Origin of the sequence: Buttiauxella sp. WJP83 (assembly GCF_027594725.1) — a bacterium.
Classification (GTDB): domain Bacteria; phylum Pseudomonadota; class Gammaproteobacteria; order Enterobacterales; family Enterobacteriaceae; genus Buttiauxella; species Buttiauxella selenatireducens.
The window spans coordinates 2,705,716-2,723,582 of sequence record NZ_CP110080.1; the positions used below are offsets into that span (position 1 = coordinate 2,705,716).

Below are 17,867 nucleotides of genomic sequence, written 5' to 3' on the forward strand. Positions count from 1 at the left end.
GCTAGCTCCGCGTCATTGAACAGACGGTATAACTCAGAATATTGCTCAGGCCGGTTATCGTCTGTTGTAAGGCTTCTTCAACCGAACCGACTGAGCCGTAAACCACTAATGCGCCACTGAATCTATCCAGAAAACCAATGTTCACGCTGGCGGCCTTGGTGGCGAGGTCTCCCGCTATCATGGCGGTTTCACCCGGCGTCAGGGTCATAATGCCAATCGCTTCAGCGCCAGGAACGCCTATTTTCTTCGCTAATTCCTCACCGGGATGAGCAATTAAATGCGCCAGTGTGACCTGTTTTCCAGGAACAAATTCCTGAATAATGCGTTCCTTTTCCATTGCGCCTCCTGAAGAATTACAGCCATGCTGACAATAAACAGGAAAATGGAATAACAAATTTCGGCAAGTAGTGGGGAAAGTTGAAGTGGATCACTCAATATAATGAGATGAGTTTTGTTTAAAAATAAATTTCGAGGCGAACCCACAGAGGAGGAAACCGGCAATGATTAGCATGTTGTTGGTACTTTATGCATTCACTGTGATAATTCATTCGGCTCAACTAATAAGCAAAAAAGCGTTCATTTTCATTTTTTGCAAATAATGCAAATTCTTTGCGAGGCGCTTTCCAACCTCTCAAACACGCCCTTTCTCTGCTCCGGTTATCCTTTTATAGTGTTCGCGCGCCTGCAAATTCAGGTGCCAGGATTGGCGTCCTGAACGGTGTTTACGTTATACTCAACGGCTTTCCAAGAATTATGGTGGGCTGGTTGGGGGCATCATTAGATGCACCGTTTATTCATTGTCGGTACGCCAACCCCATTCAGCCCACCACCAGTGAACTTGGCGTTTCCTGTGGCGGTTTTGTAATCCATATATGGAAATCAATACAATGAATATGAACCCGCTTTTTTCAAAACCCGTTGCCCTCAATATTAGCCATCTCGACGTTATCGATCTCGCGGAACGCTGCGAATTGTTAACCGACATTTTAGTCGATAGCGAAAACCCAGCCGAATGCACACTGCTTTGTCAGTATCTTTATGCGCATCTCGACGCGCTAAAAGAAAACCTCGACAAGCCGCTGCCAAAATCACGTATCGAACAGTTATCGGTAAACCATGCGTCTGAATTTCCGGACTCACAGAGTTTTGCCGATTCGGATGATTTATGTGATTACAGCCAGGCGGTTACCCAAGTTTTGCTGTGCCATGCGTTGCCACAGAACGCGAAAGTGGTGCTGAGCGGGTTGTTGATGAAGCTGATGAATACGCTGGTCGATAATTTAAAAACACCGCGTTTTTTACGCGCTAAAGTGCAGGTTGCCTGATTAGTTGCAAAAGCGAGGGCGGATACTATCCGCCCTGATTGTGACTATTTCGAACTCTTTTTGCTTTTCTTCGTCACAGCCGCACGTTCTGCTTTAATCTTTTCCAGTAATGCCGCAGCGCTGTTTTCACCGCTGATTAAATCCGGGTGCTCTTTGCGCCACTGTTCGGTTAATTCACCGCGAAACGCTTTGGCGAGGATCGATTGAGTCAGATTGTTGACACGCTGTTGCGCAGCATTAACCTGCTTTTCGATATTGTCGGCCCAAGCAAAGAGTTTTTCGACACGGGCAACGATTTCGGTTTGTTCTGAAAGAGATGGGGTAGAAATAACAAAGTTTCTTAAACTTGTTAAAGCCACTGTTTTTTGAGCCGTCCCTGTTGCAGATCTCTGTGCTTGCAAAAACGCCTTAGGTGATTTTAAAAAATAGTATAAGTACATAACATTCACGATGTCATGGTTAGGTTTTATTATTGCTATATGCCTTTGAAAACAAAAAGCCTCTTCATTTTTAACTATAACAGGTATTCCAAAAGATCCTGTCACTGTGTATAGAAGATCATTTTTATTAGGCTTCCTTATTGATTTTAATGAATCAAAGTAACTTTTGGGGACCCAGCGAGTTGCGTTAGACAAATTAATGGAGCCAGAATTTACATCTGAAATAACCAAGAATGCCACGCCTTCACTCGCCTTTGGTGGAGCTTGGTGATCGCCATCAGAAATACTTAGGCACAACTGACTTAAATATTCATTCTTCCATGATGCGCACTCGTTTTCAATTCGCCATTTCTCCGTCAACTTCCCACTCACCGCAGCGCTTAGCACTGCCTGACGAAAACGTTTCAGGATTTGCGGGATTTGGTCGAGAGGTTTTTTGATGCTGTCGACTTTAGCCAGCAATAAGCCAAGTTTCTTAGCTAATATTTTTTGCTCTTCTTGCGGTGGAAGAGGAAATAAATAATTTGAGACAAACTCTTTCGGTACCCGTTTATGCCCCACCGAACCCGACATATTTGTTTCACCATCAATCAAAAACGGTTTTGTTTTGATAAAAGAAAAAAGTAATCTTGTATTAACAAATTCGTCGGAGACACGTAAAACAATATACTCTGTACTTCCAGCGCCAAATCCGTTAGGGAAACCAGCTATAATTCCAGCCTTTCCGTTTTCAAAGCAAGGCGTTATTTTAGCAAAAATAACATCTCCATTTTGAAATTGAGTAAATCCTTTTTTAACTTCACTCCATTTTTTATAACTAAAATTACATTCTCCAAAATAATCAGTGTATAAACCAGCCATAGGCATAAAGCCGACATCAAGATCATCAGCTAATTTATCTTTGGGATTAATAATACATAGATCACCAATTGTCGTTTCAACCCACCCTTCAGGCAAACTCCCTAAATCCCTCGCCATCACTTCCCTTCCCCCAGAATCTCATCCAGCAGCACCTTTTGCGCATCGGCTTCATCGCCTGCGCCCAGCTCGCGCATTAGCGCGTCCAGCTCGCCCAGCGCCTGCACCAGTTCGCTCATCGCTTCGCCCGCTAACACGCTTGGTTCTGGCAAGTTGGCGGCATCAACGCTGCTGTCGTCTTTCAGCCAGGAAATATCCAGCGAGTCGCCTTTGGTGTCGCGGATCCAGTCGCGGGTAAATACGCGCCAGCGGCTGGTGGTGAGTTTGTCGGCAACGTCTTTATTTTCAGCGGTTTCTGGCGTGTCGATTTCGGCGGCGTTGAAGCTCCATTCCCCTTCGGCGCGTGGGCTTTGCTCAAAGACGGTTTCAAACGGCTGTAAGTGTTTTTCGGTAAACGGCGTGCGTTTGCCAAAACTCGGCATATTGGTGCGCAGGTCGTAAACCCAGACGTTCTCAGTGCAGTTTTCGTCCTGCAATTTATCGGTAGCGCTGCCTTTGGTGAAGAACAACACGTTGGTTTTCACGCCCTGAGCGTAAAAAATCCCGGTCGGCAAACGCAGAATAGTGTGCAGGTTGCATTTGTTCATCAAGTCACGGCGCACGCTGGTGCCCACGCCCGCTTCAAACAGCACGTTATCCGGCAGCACCACGGCGGCGCGGCCACCCGGTTTCAGGTTGCGGTAAATGTGTTGCAGGAAGGCTAGCTGTTTGTTGCTGGTGGCATAGGTTAAATCGTCACGCGTGATGCTCGCTTCACCGCCCTTTGACGTGCCAAACGGGGGGTTCGCCAGAATAATATCGGCGCGTGGCAGGCTGCTTCCCGCCATCCCCAAGGCGTTACCCTGATGCACTACGCCTTCTTCGTCCCCTTCCATGCCGTGCAACAGGCAGTTCATCAGCGCCAGACGGCGGGTGGATGGCACCAGTTCCACGCCCACGTAGGCTTTATTTTTCTGGAAGGTGCGGTCTTTGGCAGGCAAATCGTACAGGTCGTCGGTTTGCTGTTTAATGTACTGATCTGCGGCAATCAGGAAGCCTGCGGTTCCGGCTGCCGGGTCCTGAATCACTTCGCCTGGCTGCGGCTTAATGCAGCGCACCATGCTGTTGATCAGCGCGCGCGGGGTAAAGTACTGCCCGGCACCGGATTTAGTTTCCCCGGCGTTCTTCTCAAGCAGCCCTTCGTATAAATCCCCCAGGCCATCTTTCTTCGCACTGAACCAGTCAATCTGGTCGAGGGTGCGGATCATTTGCTCAAGGTGGCGCGGCTCGCGCAGGCGGGTTTGCGCATCGGCATAAATAGCGCTGATGAGCGGGTCGGCGTGAACCAGATTGCCTTCGGCATCTTTACCGGTCGAGAGGCTGAACAGGATTTGTTTGTAATCGTTAAGCAGGGTCAGGCCCGATTTGCCGTTCAGGTCGCTCCAGCGGCAGCCTTCCGGCAGGGTGTGTTTATCCAACGTGTCGGCTTCGGTGTTTTCGTGCACCATTTTGATAAACAGCAGCATCACCAGTTCGCCAACGTAGTCGCTGTAATTAATGCCGTCGTCACGCAGCACGTCACACAGGTTCCACAGCTTTTGTACGATATCGTTATTGTTCATGTTTCATCCTGAATCAGCCTTCTGAACAGTGCAGAAGGCTGGGGGTAAGAAAGATTTTCGGGCGGGAGTTTAGCAGAATCAGGCGCTTTTTTGTGGCCAGATTGCTTCGTTCAGATCATCCAGTACGCTGTCGAGTTGGTTTGCCAAAATTTTGTCCAGTTGCTTTGCACCACCGTCGTCGGCAAAGGCCTGGTTGACAAACTGCTTGTCGATAATCACTTCATGCACCAGTTGTTTTGCCAGGCGATCCAGCCATTTTCGCTGTTGCGCAGTCCAGGCATGGCTGCCGTAAATGTTGTTCATGGCCTGCGAAACGCGCTGTTCAAACGGCACCAACGCTTCACCCAACGCGGCACGGCGGATATGGCCAATAATGCTGGCGGCAATGTCCTGGTTGGTTTGGTTGCGCACCGCGGTTTGCAGCTTCACTTCGGAGTACCCCGCTTCATCAAGCAACAGGCGGATTTCTTTAAGCTGTTCCCGGGTCAGGTCACGCGGCTTATTCACCACAACGGAAAGTGCTGCCGACTGGTTTATCTGTTGGTGAATAAACTCTTCAAAACTTTCCAGATAATCTTCCGGGCGGCTGTACTCGCCATAACCCTGGCCGCGCTCCATTAATTCGTCGTAATGTTCAGAAATCACCGGGCGATACAGGCTCCCGGCAATATGTTTGACTTCATCCAGTTGTGCCAGTAACCCACTGTGTTTGCGTAAAAACTCGGATGCCTGACGCGGGCCAATGCTATGTAGATGCTGGTGCAATGCTTTAGGTTCCACACCCCATAATTCGTGCAGCTCATCCAGTTTCTGTTGTAGTTCAGGTTTGGTTTCCGCTTTTTTCTGCGCTTTGCGCAGCACGCGCATCAGCTTTTGGCTAAGTTCGCTCAACACCACATGGGCCTGGCTGTCATCGCCATTTTCGCCAGGGCTCACTAGCGCCTTTTCCAGTAATTCCGGATCGGAGAGTTCCCCGACCAGTTGCTCAAGGGTGATGTTGGGATCTTTCACCAACGGTTGCATGGTGTTGACTTCACTCAACGCTTCGTAGATATCAACCGGATCGTAAATGCGGAACACGGTTTTGCCGATTTCGTCGCAGCGGCGGGTGGCACGGCCAATCATTTGTTCGTATAAAATGCGCGATTTCACCCGGCGCATAAATACCAGGTTGCAGATTGTCGGCACGTCAATGCCGGTGCTGAGCAGGTCAACGGTGATGGCGATGTTCGGATAGCGTTCGTTTTTGTACAGCTTGATTAGCGTGTCGACTTTGTCACTTTTTCCGGTGATTTTCTCAACCGCAGCCTGGTTGTAGTTGTCGTATTCCTGTTGAAATTCCTCGTCCAGAAGACGCTTAACCATGTCAGCGTGCTTGTCGGTCGCGCAGAAGATTAGCGTTTTTTCTTCGCCAAACGGATCAAGCTCTTTCACCAGTTGCTGGCAGATGACACGGTTGAAGTTTTCGCTGATCACTTTGCGGTTAAAGGCGTCCACTTCAAAATCCAGCTCATCGTCCAGTTCGTCGACTTCAACCTCACCGGTATGAATATTAATTGCGTGAACTTCGCTGCCTTTTTCAAAGTGAATGCCGTTTTGCGTCAGCAGCGTTTGGTAACGGATGGGTGGCTCATGGTCGATAAGCCAGTCATCGGCAACGGCTTCACGGTAGGAATAGACGTAAATCGGTTTACCGAAGATTTCACTGGTGTGTTTGGCAGGCGTTGCCGTCAGGCCAATTTTTACTGCGTCAAAATAATCCAGGACACGGCGATAACTGGAAATGTACTGGTTGGCGTCGCGAGTGGCTAATTCACCTTCGGTCATTTCCTGGTCAAGCGTGTACCCCCGGTGGGCTTCATCAATAATAATGCAATCGTATTGATCAATCGGCGGCGGGTTATCAGAGGCAAAAATGCGGCTGACCGTGGCCTGCACCGTCGCCACCTGGACGCGAGTTTCCGCTTCGGGGGCCATATCGCCCATTTCGGCAACGGTATAGATCTTTGCCAACGTCATGTTTTGCTCCAGCGGAGCTTCTTTAAAGGCATCGGTGGCCTGAGTGCCAAGTGATGTCCTGTCGACGAGGAATAAAATTCGATTAAAGCGTTCGGTTTTCAGGAAGCGATAAATCAGGCCAATGATGGTTCGCGTTTTCCCGGTACCGGTCGCCATCGCCAGCAATGCGGTACGAATGTTGTGTGCCAGAGTGTTTTCAACCGCAACGATGGCCTTTTCCTGGTAATCACGCAGACGCAAATAACCAAAGTCTTCCTGCTGAAGTTTTTGTTCCGCTTCTTCTTTGCTGCGTTTGAGTTTATCGAACAGCCCATTCGGAGTATGAAACTGCTGAAGCGCCCGGCGTATATTTTTGTGTTCCCGCACATCGCGGAACCAGGTGCCAGATTGTTCTGCCAGTTGTGGAACAAATGCCCGTCCATTGCAGGAATAAACAAAAGGAATGTGATAATGGCCGTCAGTTTCATCAGCCCACGCGACATTCCTGCCTTCTAATTCCCATGCTCCTGACATCGGTAATTCTAATTTGAAACCTTTGCTGTAGCGTTCCGCCTGCGGGATTTTCCCAGCGACATCCTGGTTTTCTTTTTTAGCTTCTACCACCGCCATTGGCGTCAGGCCGCGGAATAAAACGTAATCCGCTCGCCCTTTTTTACCTTTATATTCCGTCGGCCATTCGGCAATCGCTTTGTTGACATTCTTTTCAGGGCGAGAGCCTTTTGCCCAGGTTGACGCTTTGCTGTCTGCAGGCCAACCTGCTTCAGTCAGTTTCTGGTCAATGAGCAGACGGGTTAATTCTTCATTAAGGGAAATGTATTTGCTGGCGAGCTGCGTTTTCTTTGAAACCTGCTGTTTTTGGGCGTTAGCTTGCTTCTCATCTTTCGCGGCTAATTGCTCCTGTAGCGCTTTAAGTTTTGCTTCATATTCCTGATGAAGTTGCGCCAGTTGGTCTTCTTGCTGCTTTGCTTCCGAAGCCAACGCTCTGGATTCTTCATCCATTTCCCAGGCAAGCTGCTCGTATTCCGCTTTTTCTTTTGCCAGTAATATCTGAAGTTGTTGGCTGGAATCTAACTGAACGTTTGTCGTGTTAAGTTCGCTTTTCAGGTTGTCTATTTCAGCCTGAAGTTCTCTGAGCTGTGAACTTGGATCCTTGGGCGCAATAAAAGGGCCAGCCTTAAAGTCCGTTCCTGTTTTGCCAAACGACTGATGAAACCAGATGGCTAACGCGCGAGCGATTTTCAGACCTTCCAGCGCTTCTCTATGCTGCGTTCTGAATTGATGCGTTGCCTTATTACCTTCTACCCGCAGCGTATGGAATAAATCCTTCACCATTGGCTCGAATTTTAATTCCCGTTGTAAGCGGAAAATTAAATCGGCCTGAGTACCCTGTTCATCAATTTCAATGCCTGCAAGCGCGGCAATATGCTGGGCCAGGGCTTCGCCTAGCTGACGCAATTTAATTAACGTGGTGTTGGGATCGCTTGGGAAAATAGTTTCCGCTGCTGCGGCAATTTGTACAAAAAGGGGGTCATGCTCGGCCAGAAAATTAAAATTTGCCGAAACAGCATTATGTATTGGATTCAAAGCACAACTCCCTTGTTGAAAGGCCAAGAAAAAAGCGGCAACGGAAGGAAAAATGAAACAAAGGAAATCATACTGTTAAGAGAACGCATATCAAGTGATATGCGTCAACTCGCGGGCTATTGATAAGATAAATATAAATTTTGTGAAGCGGCGGAACTAAACCACCGCCGTTGTCAGCCGTGACGTACAGCAAAGCCGCCCTTGCTCGTCGCTGATTTCAATCTGCCAGACCTGGTGGCGGCGTCCAACGTGAACCGCCGTACACACGCCTCGCACCAGACCTTCACGCGCCGAGCGCAAATGGTTCGCGTTGACTTCAAGGCCGACAATTTTTTGCTCGCCTTCGGTACAGAGATACCCGGCTACGGAACCGAGGGTTTCTGCCAACACTACCGATGCGCCACCGTGCAGCAAACCAAATGGCTGCCGGGTGCGGTTATCGACAGGCATAGTGGCTTCCAGCGCATTATCGCCAATGTGGGTAAAGACAATTCCTACATGTTCCACCATATTGCCCGCGCCCATTTTATTCAGTGCTTCCAGATTCACTTCACGTCGCCAGATCATCCCAGAATCTCCAGTAGTGCTTGTAGCGGATGGCGTACACCATTGCCTTCCACACGTTTGACCTGACTACGGCAGGAATAGCCGGTTGCCAGGCAGCGTTGGCGCGGCAGGCGTTGCATCGCCTGATGCCACGAAAGTTCGTAAATCCCCAGCGAATTTGCATGGTTTTTCACTTCATGTCCGTAGGTTCCCGCCATACCGCAGCAACCGACACTGACATTTTCGAGTTGCGCCCCCAGACGAGCAAAAATGGCTGCCCATTGATTTGGCGACGTCGGCAATGCGGTGACTTCAGTACAGTGGCCAAACAGATACCACGACTCACCGCTCACCACTGTGGTTTCACGGTTTTCCAGCACGGCCGGCAACCATTCATGAACCAGTTGAACGTGGAAATCCCCACGATCCTCGCCCAGCGTTTGCTTATATTCGTCGCGATAACAAAGTACCAGCGCGGGGTCGACACCGACCATTGGCATGCCTAATTTCGCAATGCGATTCAGGAATTCAGAGGTTTTACGCGCGGTGCGGGCAAATTTTTGCAGGAACCCTTTTATGTGCTGCGCTTTACCATTGGGTGAGAACGGCAGAACGACGGGGTTGTAACCTAATTTGCTCACCAGACGCACAAAATCCGCCACCACTTGTGCATCGTAATAACTGGTGAACGGGTCCTGCACCACCAGCACGGTTTTAGCTCGCTGTTCTGCGCTAAAGCTTTCGAGTTGCTCAAGCGTGGTATTCGCGCAAGTGTGCCCGACCAGCTGCTGCTGTAACGTCGGCGTGGAGAGCAGCGGTAAATCAATCATGCCGATATGTTTTGCAGAAAGATTGCGCACCCACGGCTGGCTCATAAAGAAGTTGAAGGTTTTCGGTGCACGCGCCATGAGCGGTGCATAGCTTTCTACCGTTGCCACCAGATGGTCGCGCATCGGGCGCAAATAGCGCGTGTGATAGAGCTGCAAGAAGCGCGAGCGGAATTCAGGCACGTCAATTTTAATTGGGCACTGAGTGGAGCACGCTTTACACGCCAGGCATCCTGACATCGCCTCTTTCACTTCATGGGAAAAATCGTATTCGCCTTTGCGAGCGTGCCAGGAATTGCGCGTACGCTCGATAAGCGTGCGCAGACTGGCTCGTTTTTCCGGTATTTGCTTTTCCAGCGCGTCGGGATCAACGCCACGGTCAGCCAACAAACGCAGCCACTCACGCGTTAACGTTGCGCGGCCTTTTGGTGAATGAATACGGTTGCTGGTGATTTTCATCGACGGACACATTGGGCTTTTCACATCAAAGTTAAAGCACAAGCCATTGCCGTTACACTCCATCGCGCCACGCCAGGAAGTCCGCACCGCAATCGGGATTTGCCTGTCGAAGGTCCCGCGTTTCACCGCGTCGACCTGCATCATCGGGTCATCAACGCCCAGAGGCGGGCAGATTTTGCCTGGGTTTAAGCGGTTATCCGGGTCGAATACCGCTTTAATGCGGCGGAGTTCTTCATACAGCGTCTCACCAAAGAATGCTGGACTGTATTCGGCGCGGAAACCTTTACCATGCTCCCCCCACAACAAGCCGCCATATTTTGCCGTGAGCGCCACGACATCGTCGGAAATACGCTTCATCAGCACTTCCTGATGCGGGTCGGTCATATCCAGCGCCGGACGCACATGCAGAACCCCGGCATCAACGTGGCCGAACATGCCGTAGCTCAGATTGTGGCTATCAAGTAACGCACGGAATTCCGTAATGTAATCAGCCAAATGCTGTGGCGGCACGCACGTATCTTCGGCAAAAGGAATCGGCTTTGCCTGGCCTTTGGCATTACCCAACAGGCCGACGGCTTTTTTACGCATATTATAGATACGTTCAATGCCTGCCAGTTCAGTACAGACCTGCCAGCCGATGACACCGCCCTCGCCCTGCGCCATTAATGTGTCCAGGCGTTCACACAACGAAGCCACTTGACCTTCAATTAACGCCAGATCGTCGCCTGCAAATTCAACGATATTCAGGCCAAGCATCTCTTTGCCAGGCACATCGGTGATCAATTCACTTACCGAATGCCAGACGATATCTTCCCGTGCCAGGTTGAGAACTTTGGAATCGACGGTTTCGACGGAAAGGGCTCGAGCTTCCACCATGAACGGCGCGTTGCGCAGCGCAGAATCGAACGAATCGTATTTTATGTTCACCAGGCGGCGGACTTTCGGCAGTCGCGTGATATCCAGCTTCGCTTCGGTGATAAACGCCAGCGTACCTTCTGAACCGCAAAGAATGCGCGTCAGGTCGAATTGTGAAAGATCGTCGTTAAAAACGTGGCGCAGATCGTAGCCCGTCAGGAAGCGGTTTAGTTTAGGGAATTTGTCGAGAATCAACGGCCGCTGTTCGCGGCAACGTTCAAGCACCGTGCGATAGATCTTACCGGTCGGGCTATCGTCACGCCCCAGGTCTTGCGCAAGCAGTGTCGACATCGGATGCGTATCAAGAATATCGCCACCGAGCAACACCGCGCGTACCCCCATCACGTGATCGGAGGTTTTCCCGTAGACCAGTGAGCCTTGCCCCGAGGCATCGGTATTGATCATCCCACCCAGTGTGGCACGATTGCTGGTGGACAGCTCCGGCGCAAAGAAGTAACCGTATGGTTTGAGGAACTGGTTTAGCTGGTCTTTAATCACGCCCGCTTCGACTCGCACCCAACCCTGTTCAGGATTGATTTCAATAATGCGATTCATGTAGCGCGACATGTCAACGACAATCCCTTTATTCAGTGACTGGCCGTTCGTGCCAGTACCACCGCCTCTAGGGGTAAAAACCAGGGATTTAAAGCGGTCTTCTGAGGCGAGTCGGGTCAGTAGCGCGACGTCAGCCGTAGAACGGGGAAATAAAACCGCATCCGGCAACAGCTGATAAATACTGTTATCGGTGGACATCGTGAGCCTGTCAGCGTAGCTGGTCGCTGTATCGCCGGTAAAACCTTGCTGTTCCAGTGCCTGCAAAAAATTGAGCACCAATTGAACAAGACCTGGTGCCTGAGAAATTTGTGGGATCATTGAAGGGTCGACCCTGCTCGAAGTTGTAAGTTATCGTTTGCGTATAAACTTTTTATATACCCTTTAGCATTCGCGATCCACCAGGCTGGCAAGTGAATCAGCACCCGCGCAGCTTGCAGAATGCAAGGGTATTTGTTTTTAACACATTTTTTTCGGACATGCCCGCCTGTTTTGTTTCTGTTAAAAATCGAGGAAATACATCATCATTATTAGATCCGCTTTGCGGTTTTGACGCAGGCACTTTGCCCGTTATCAGTTATTGAGGTGATTTTATCTATGGTTAAAGTCAGTCAGCCAAAGGATCTGTTGCAGATCTTGCTGTCCGTATTATTTATTTCGGTGATGATTATCGCCTGTTTGTGGATTGTGCGACCGTTTGTACTGGGTTTCGCCTGGGCTGGAACCATCGTTATTGCGACCTGGCCGTTGATGCTCAGAGTACAAAAATTAATGTGGGGAAAGCGCTCACTCGCGGTCGCAGTGATGACGCTTCTGCTGCTGATGCTGTTTGTTATTCCGGTCGCGCTGCTGGTGAACAGCCTGGTCGATAACAGCGGCCCCGTTATCGCATGGGCCACAACAGGCAATATGGAATTGCCAAAATTTGAGTGGTTAAACAGCATTCCCCTCATTGGTAACAGTCTTTATTCTGGCTGGAATACGCTGGTAGACAGCGGCGGCAGCGCCATTATGGCAAAAATTCGTCCTTATATTGGCACCACGACGACCTGGTTCCTTGGGCAAGCGATACACGTTGGCAGCTTCCTGATGCATTGCGGTCTGATGTTGCTGTTTAGCGTGTTGCTGTATGCGAAGGGTGAAACGCTGGGCAACGGCATTCGCCATTTCTCGTTCCGCCTGGCAGGCAAACGTGGCGATGCGGCAGTGTTGCTGGCAGGGCAAGCGGTTCGCGCTGTGGCGCTTGGCGTGGTCGTTACCGCACTGGTTCAGTCCGTGTTGGGCGGCGTGGGGCTGGCCATTGCCGGGATCCCCAATGCGACGCTGCTGACTGTCGTGATGTTGATGTGCTGCCTGGTACAAATCGGTCCATTGCTGGTGCTGATTCCATCCATAATCTGGCTGTACTGGACAGGTGATAATACCTGGGGCACGGTGCTGTTGGTCTGGAGTTGCGTGGTCGGCACCATGGACAACGTCATTCGTCCGGTGTTGATTCGCATGGGCGCCGATTTGCCAATGATCCTTATTCTTTCTGGCGTCATTGGTGGTTTGATTGCCTTTGGCATGATTGGCTTGTTTATCGGGCCGGTGCTGCTGGCGGTATCGTATCGTCTGATTTCGGTGTGGATGCATGAAGCACCGCCACCGCAAGATGATCCCAATGAGGTCGTTGAAATTCTGGAAGAACGCGAGTAAACGTCGCTGAAAGTTTGTGTTGCTCTCACTTCCCGGGAGCAACACAAGCGCAATGATTAACAATCCTTATCAATCCCCCGCTTTTTATCGCCTGTTCAAGCCTTTGATTTTACAAAGATGCAGTAATGTGATCTCAATCATTACTTTCCATTAACTATTGAGACGAATCCGAGTGACGCCCCAGGGCGATGTACCTACTATTACTTCACGGCTATGAATCAACACATTGATTTATAAGCATGGAAATCCCCTGAGTGAAACAACGAATTGCTGTGTGTAGTCTTTGCCCATCTCATATGATGGGCTTTTTTTTATCCTTAACATTCACTTTACTGAACGTTACTTCACAAAGTTCTCGTCGCTCAGAACCCGTAACGGGTCGATATCGCTCTCTTTTTTTATCACCAGGCTGCTTTCTGAACGGACGCATACACCGCCGTAATGTCCACCGGTGGTAAACGTGCATAGTTGAACATAGCGCCCCGCCACTTTTGGCAGACACCAGAGTTGTTGGTAGATATTTTTCTGGCCGGAGAAGCTGCCGGATGTTTCGTCCAGAACTTGCTCCTGGTGGCTGATAAGCCCAATATTGTTGCCACATCGTCCGGCAATCGGTTTAATGGCATAGCCACTTTGCTCAAGCTCTTTATTGAGTTCAAAATCAGCGTTCAGCAGGTAACGATGGTGAGGGAACAGTGACCATAAAACAGGCAGTATTGCTTTGTTGCTGGGAATGATTGTCCATAACGGCTCAAAGACCATCACTTCAGGGCGCAACAATACATCTATCAGCCTTACGTCATGTTGAGAATGCCCCGTACGAATCGGTACTCCGGCATAAATGGCTTCACTCTCCGCTCGCAACTGCTCCAGTGCGGTTTCCCAAGCCCATGTCTTCCAGACGCAATTAACCTGACGATGTTCTGCGTCCACCAGTTGCCCGGTTGCATCCCATTGCAACTGTTCCAGACCATGCAAAATCTTACTTTCAAACCCCGCCTTAGCCAGTGAGCGTTGAACAAACTGCGCATGGTAATTTTCTTCGGCGTCGTTATCCTGGAGAATATGGACGAAAGGTCGCGCATAGCTATGTTTCCAGGTATTGGTTAGCGCATTAAACAAACCTTCGCCCGGATCGCTGCCTTCTGTCACACCCGCTTGCTGTGCCCATTTAGCCAGAATCAAACCGGCCTCGGTATGGCAAGATGCTGAGTCTGCATTGTATTCATAGGCTTTCAACCCGCGTTCATCCATGCAGAAATCAAGCCGCCCTGTGACCATATGATGACGTCGATTCTGCCAGGAGAGTCTCAGGCGAGGCCATAACACTTCGGGAATATCGAACAACGCCAGCAGTTCATTATCTTTCAGCACTTTATCCGTGGCGTGCAGATACATGAGATGCAACTCATTCGTGGCCCGAATGAGCTCCTGCTCAGCACTGTGGGAAAGTGTAAAGTAGCGATATGGGTTGGCGTTAACAATGTGCCCCTCTTTGGCCTGAACGTAAGCCAACTCGACCGGATCGCTCTCATCCAGCCATGGGCCCGCAAACTGTCCTTTGTCATCCACCTGTTTGCATTGAATTGCCAGACACTCGGCTGATATTTCCGGTTGCGGAATACTGTATTGGCTATCTGCCGTTTGGATCATCCAGCCTAAGATCTCGGTATTATCAAAGGTGTCCTGAATGAAGTATTTCCCGTCCTGATAGTTCAGCGCCAGTTCGCGGGTCCATTGCTGGCCAACAGGGAGTGGACGATGAATGACGTTTTGCTCAGCAATTCTGACTTTATCGGCCAGAACCTGGGTAATCACCGCCACATGCCCAGTATTCTCAAATTCCCCTCCTTTTTGCCAGACAAGCAACGCCCCCGCAACTGGAGCACGTTCACAACCATTGGCAAATGCCTGAAGAGGAAGAATATTGTCATTAACGACCTGACGCAGATAACGCAACGAAAAGATTTCATATGCCATTCTGACATCGGTGAAAACCATTCCGTGATTGAGATAGAGAAAGCGGCGCACAAACTCGACACATTGCCACTTATAACCCATATATTCGTGGTCAAGATAATGTCTGAACCACGTATCATCCGGCCAGGTATTGGGGTCAAGCGAATCATAATTGGAGGAGTAGATGGCCACACCGCCTGGGGCATGGCCTAATAACGCACCAAAAGGAGCATGGCTTTCAGTAGTGCTTACACTCATGACAACAGCCTTACACATTTATCGCTGCCATCCCGACAGCAAGGATAAGCATTTATCTTACGCGCTTCGTTTGGCAAAAAGGAACCTTAAGCGTAAAGATGCTCTACCTCGCAATGACTTACCATCCGCCACTTACCGGTAATGACCCGTGTATCACCACTGACTCGTATTACTCCAGCGTTTCTGATATCCCCGCTTGAGGCCCCAATACGGATCTCAAACTCTCCAGGTTCCACCACGCGATCCCCATTACGGCGGGTGAAATTGAGCATATCCGTCGGAATGCTAAACGTGAGGCGCGCGCTGCAACCCGGTTCCAGATGCACACGCTGAAAAGCTTTTAACTCCTGAATCGGGCGCACCATGGATGCCACTTTGTCATGCACATAGAGCTGCACCACTTCGCTTCCGGCAACGGTTCCACTGTTACTGACAGTGATGCTCACACTGATTTCACCCTCTTTACTGGCCACGTCTTCATGGGCAAACTGCAGCGAGCTGTAGTCGAACTCCGTCCAGGTTTTACCAAAACCAAACGGATAGCGGGAACCAAAGTGGAACGCAAAGGGTGTGCCACCGCTCTTCAGTTTGTGGTTGTAGTAATACGGCATCGCTCCCGCACTTTTGGGAATGGAAACCACCAGCCGGCCACCGGGTTCCGCACGCCCGGTAAGTACATCGGCAATGGCGTGCCCGCCTTCCTGCCCTGGCGCCCAGGCCATCAGCAGTGCCGCAACCTTATCTTCCTGGCCACCCAGGTTATAAGGCCGGCCTCCCGTCATCACCACTACCACCGGTTTGCCTGTTTGAATGAGTTCATCCAGCAATTGCTGCTGTACGCCCGGTAACACCAGGCTGTCAGTATCTGAACCTTCACCGACGGTGCCACTCTGGAATAACCCGGATAGATCACCCACACACAGCACAACTACATCACTTTGTTGAGCGATTTTCACTGCATCTGGGATCAACGAAACGTCGTTTGAAACAGGAGAAGATTGCATCGGTTTACTGCCGCTGTCACCCGGGAAAACGGGTGCACCCGCCATACGTTTTTCGATGATGTGACAACCTTTGGCGTAACTTACATTGTCGCTCCCCAGGCATTCCCGCAGTGCCTCAAGCGGTGTTACCACCTGCGAAGTTTGCTCCAGCATATCGCTGATGATCAGATGTACCGGGAAGCTATATCCACTTAGCAGCGCCAGCGGATCGTCGGCTGTAGGCCCAATAACAGCCACACGCAAAGGCCCTTTGAGCGGTAAAGTGCCGTCATTCTCAAGCATTGTGATAGAACGCGTTGCCACTTCACGGGCAATTTGTTTGGTGGATTCCGTTTGCAGCGCCACGCCATTCTCATCGCGATAAGGGTGTTCAAACAGGCCAAGACGGAATTTCTCTTTCAGAACGCGCGCGACAATTTCATCCACTTTCTCCATCGTGATTAAACCGCGCTCGACCGCCTGTCCCAGATGGCGTGCGCAATCATCTTTTGGCAGTTCCACATCCAAACCAGCATTGAAGGCCAGCGCCGCTGATTCTGCCGCATCGTGCGAAATACCGTGATGCTGATGCAGCAGGCTAACACCGCCATAATCGGCAACAATCAGCCCATCGAACCCCCATTGTTCACGCAATAGCGTCGTCAGCAAGAATTCATCTGAGTGCCCAGGCTGATTATCAATATCGTGATAGGCAGGCATGACCGATCCGGCATTGGCCATCTTCACCACCATTTCGAATGGCAGCAGGAAGGTATCGTTCAGTTCGCAAAATCCCAGATGGACTGGCGCATGGTTACGCGCTCCTTCGCTAAACGAGTGCCCGACATAATGTTTCAGGGTCGCCAGCAGGTCGCGATTCTTGCCTTGCAGACCTCTCACATAATGCGTAGCCATCATGCCGACCAGCCACGGATCTTCACCAAATGTCTCCTCTGTTCGCCCCCATCGCACATCGCGTGACACGTCCAGCACTGGGGCAAGCCCCTGATGGCACCCCGTCGAGCGGGCCTCATCGCCAATGGCTGCCGCTGCGCGCTCAATGAGATCTACATCCCAGGTGGAGCCGTAGTTAAGGGATGAAGGAAAAAGCGTGGCGTCTTTGCACAACAATCCAACTAAACACTCCTCGTGGAACAGTGCCGGAATGCCCAGTCGGGATTCTTCAACCAGGGTTTTCTGTAACCGATTGGCTGCACGCACACCCTCTTTTGCATCCACAATATGAGTGCCTAGAGGTCTTGTGATTTGCCCAACACCTAACTTCAACCGCTCAGTGAGCCCAGCCTGTTCAGTGATTCCGGCAAACTCATCGCTTAAATCGGTACGTTCACGATGATGACCGTCGCTGGATAAAATCAGCCAATACGCATGCATTTGTGCGAACTTTTCTTCCGCTGTCATGCGCGAAAGTAGATCGCTGACACGTTCGCTAATCGGGCGGTGAGCTTCCTTATAAATGGCCGGCATAGTATTCCCCTTTCAAGAGATGAGTTCCAACCATCAATATGAGTGATGAATGAAACCACAAACAATTGTCAGAATACCCAGTAAGTTTATGTTTTTTAGTTTTTAGCCATAAGTGTGATGGGATTCAAAAATATTCTGGCTAACAGGGTAATTCAGTAAGAACCTGAGGGGATTAGAGATAACTCCGTCACAATTGATAAGAAACATAAAACACAAATGAAAAATTATAATACTC

General features: G+C 50.2%; 10 protein-coding genes and 1 other RNA gene. 3 read left to right on the top strand and 8 right to left on the bottom strand.

Annotated elements, in window-relative coordinates; all coding sequences use genetic code 11:
* Position 1: 1 nt before the first annotated feature.
* A complete protein-coding gene (gene eutS / locus OH773_RS12530; protein ID WP_270139129.1) occupies positions 2–337 on the bottom strand; it encodes an ethanolamine utilization microcompartment protein EutS in 336 nt (111 codons plus the stop codon).
* A gap of 550 nt (positions 338–887) precedes the next feature.
* Here eutS and OH773_RS12535 point away from each other — a divergent pair.
* Positions 888–1,325: a hypothetical protein gene (locus OH773_RS12535; protein ID WP_270139131.1), complete on the top strand. Its 438-nt coding sequence runs from the start codon at positions 888–890 to the stop codon at positions 1,323–1,325.
* 44 nt (positions 1,326–1,369) lie between these two features.
* Here OH773_RS12535 and OH773_RS12540 read toward each other — a convergent pair whose 3' ends face one another.
* The 5 genes from OH773_RS12540 to ydiJ form a co-directional block, all read right to left on the bottom strand.
* On the bottom strand, positions 1,370–2,743 hold the full coding sequence (locus tag OH773_RS12540) for a restriction endonuclease subunit S (RefSeq protein WP_270139133.1): 1,374 nt from the start codon (positions 2,741–2,743) through the stop codon (positions 1,370–1,372).
* Complete coding sequence (locus OH773_RS12545; protein ID WP_270139135.1) at positions 2,743–4,344, bottom strand: class I SAM-dependent DNA methyltransferase; 1,602 nt, start codon at positions 4,342–4,344, stop codon at positions 2,743–2,745. Before OH773_RS12545 ends, OH773_RS12540 begins: the two co-directional genes overlap by 1 nt.
* A 78-nt stretch (positions 4,345–4,422) precedes the next feature.
* Entirely contained in the window at positions 4,423–7,947 is a 3,525-nt protein-coding gene (gene hsdR, locus OH773_RS12550; RefSeq protein ID WP_270139137.1) for a type I restriction-modification system endonuclease, read from the bottom strand.
* 156 nt (positions 7,948–8,103) lie between these two features.
* On the bottom strand, positions 8,104–8,514 hold the full coding sequence (gene menI / locus OH773_RS12555; protein ID WP_183271725.1) for a 1,4-dihydroxy-2-naphthoyl-CoA hydrolase: 411 nt from the start codon (positions 8,512–8,514) through the stop codon (positions 8,104–8,106).
* Positions 8,511–11,567, bottom strand: a complete 3,057-nt coding sequence (gene ydiJ, locus OH773_RS12560) for a D-2-hydroxyglutarate dehydrogenase YdiJ (protein ID WP_270139140.1) — start codon at positions 11,565–11,567, stop codon at positions 8,511–8,513. Before ydiJ ends, menI begins: the two co-directional genes overlap by 4 nt.
* Before the next feature lie 276 nt (positions 11,568–11,843).
* On the opposite strand from ydiJ, the gene ydiK reads away from it, so the two are divergent.
* On the top strand, positions 11,844–12,944 hold the full coding sequence (gene ydiK, locus OH773_RS12565) for an AI-2E family transporter YdiK (protein ID WP_270139141.1): 1,101 nt from the start codon (positions 11,844–11,846) through the stop codon (positions 12,942–12,944).
* 207 nt (positions 12,945–13,151) lie between these two features.
* An RNA gene (gene rprA, locus OH773_RS12570) (antisense sRNA RprA) lies at positions 13,152–13,259 on the top strand.
* Between the two features lie 24 nt (positions 13,260–13,283).
* On the opposite strand, the gene gss is transcribed toward rprA, so the two are convergent.
* Complete coding sequence (gene gss / locus OH773_RS12575) at positions 13,284–15,161, bottom strand: bifunctional glutathionylspermidine amidase/synthase (RefSeq protein WP_270139143.1); 1,878 nt, start codon at positions 15,159–15,161, stop codon at positions 13,284–13,286.
* A gap of 86 nt (positions 15,162–15,247) precedes the next feature.
* Positions 15,248–17,632 carry a glycoside hydrolase family 3 N-terminal domain-containing protein gene (locus OH773_RS12580; RefSeq protein ID WP_270139145.1) on the bottom strand — a complete coding sequence of 795 codons (2,385 nt, stop codon included), beginning with the start codon at positions 17,630–17,632 and terminating at the stop codon, positions 15,248–15,250.
* Positions 17,633–17,867 lie beyond the last annotated feature (235 nt).

What these genes read in the sequence shown, in the direction of transcription:
- eutS (WP_270139129.1), bottom strand. Translation starts at nt 337, where the DNA reads ATGGAAAAGGAACGCATTATTCAGGAATTTGTTCCTGGAAAACAGGTC.
- ydiK (WP_270139141.1), top strand. Translation starts at nt 11,844, where the DNA reads ATGGTTAAAGTCAGTCAGCCAAAGGATCTGTTGCAGATCTTGCTGTCC.
- OH773_RS12540 (WP_270139133.1), bottom strand. Translation starts at nt 2,743, where the DNA reads ATGGCGAGGGATTTAGGGAGTTTGCCTGAAGGGTGGGTTGAAACGACA.
- OH773_RS12580 (WP_270139145.1), bottom strand. Translation starts at nt 17,632, where the DNA reads ATGCCGGCCATTTATAAGGAAGCTCACCGCCCGATTAGCGAACGTGTC.
- OH773_RS12545 (WP_270139135.1), bottom strand. Translation starts at nt 4,344, where the DNA reads ATGAACAATAACGATATCGTACAAAAGCTGTGGAACCTGTGTGACGTG.
- gss (WP_270139143.1), bottom strand. Translation starts at nt 15,161, where the DNA reads ATGAGTGTAAGCACTACTGAAAGCCATGCTCCTTTTGGTGCGTTATTA.
- ydiJ (WP_270139140.1), bottom strand. Translation starts at nt 11,567, where the DNA reads ATGATCCCACAAATTTCTCAGGCACCAGGTCTTGTTCAATTGGTGCTC.
- OH773_RS12535 (WP_270139131.1), top strand. Translation starts at nt 888, where the DNA reads ATGAATATGAACCCGCTTTTTTCAAAACCCGTTGCCCTCAATATTAGC.
- menI (WP_183271725.1), bottom strand. Translation starts at nt 8,514, where the DNA reads ATGATCTGGCGACGTGAAGTGAATCTGGAAGCACTGAATAAAATGGGC.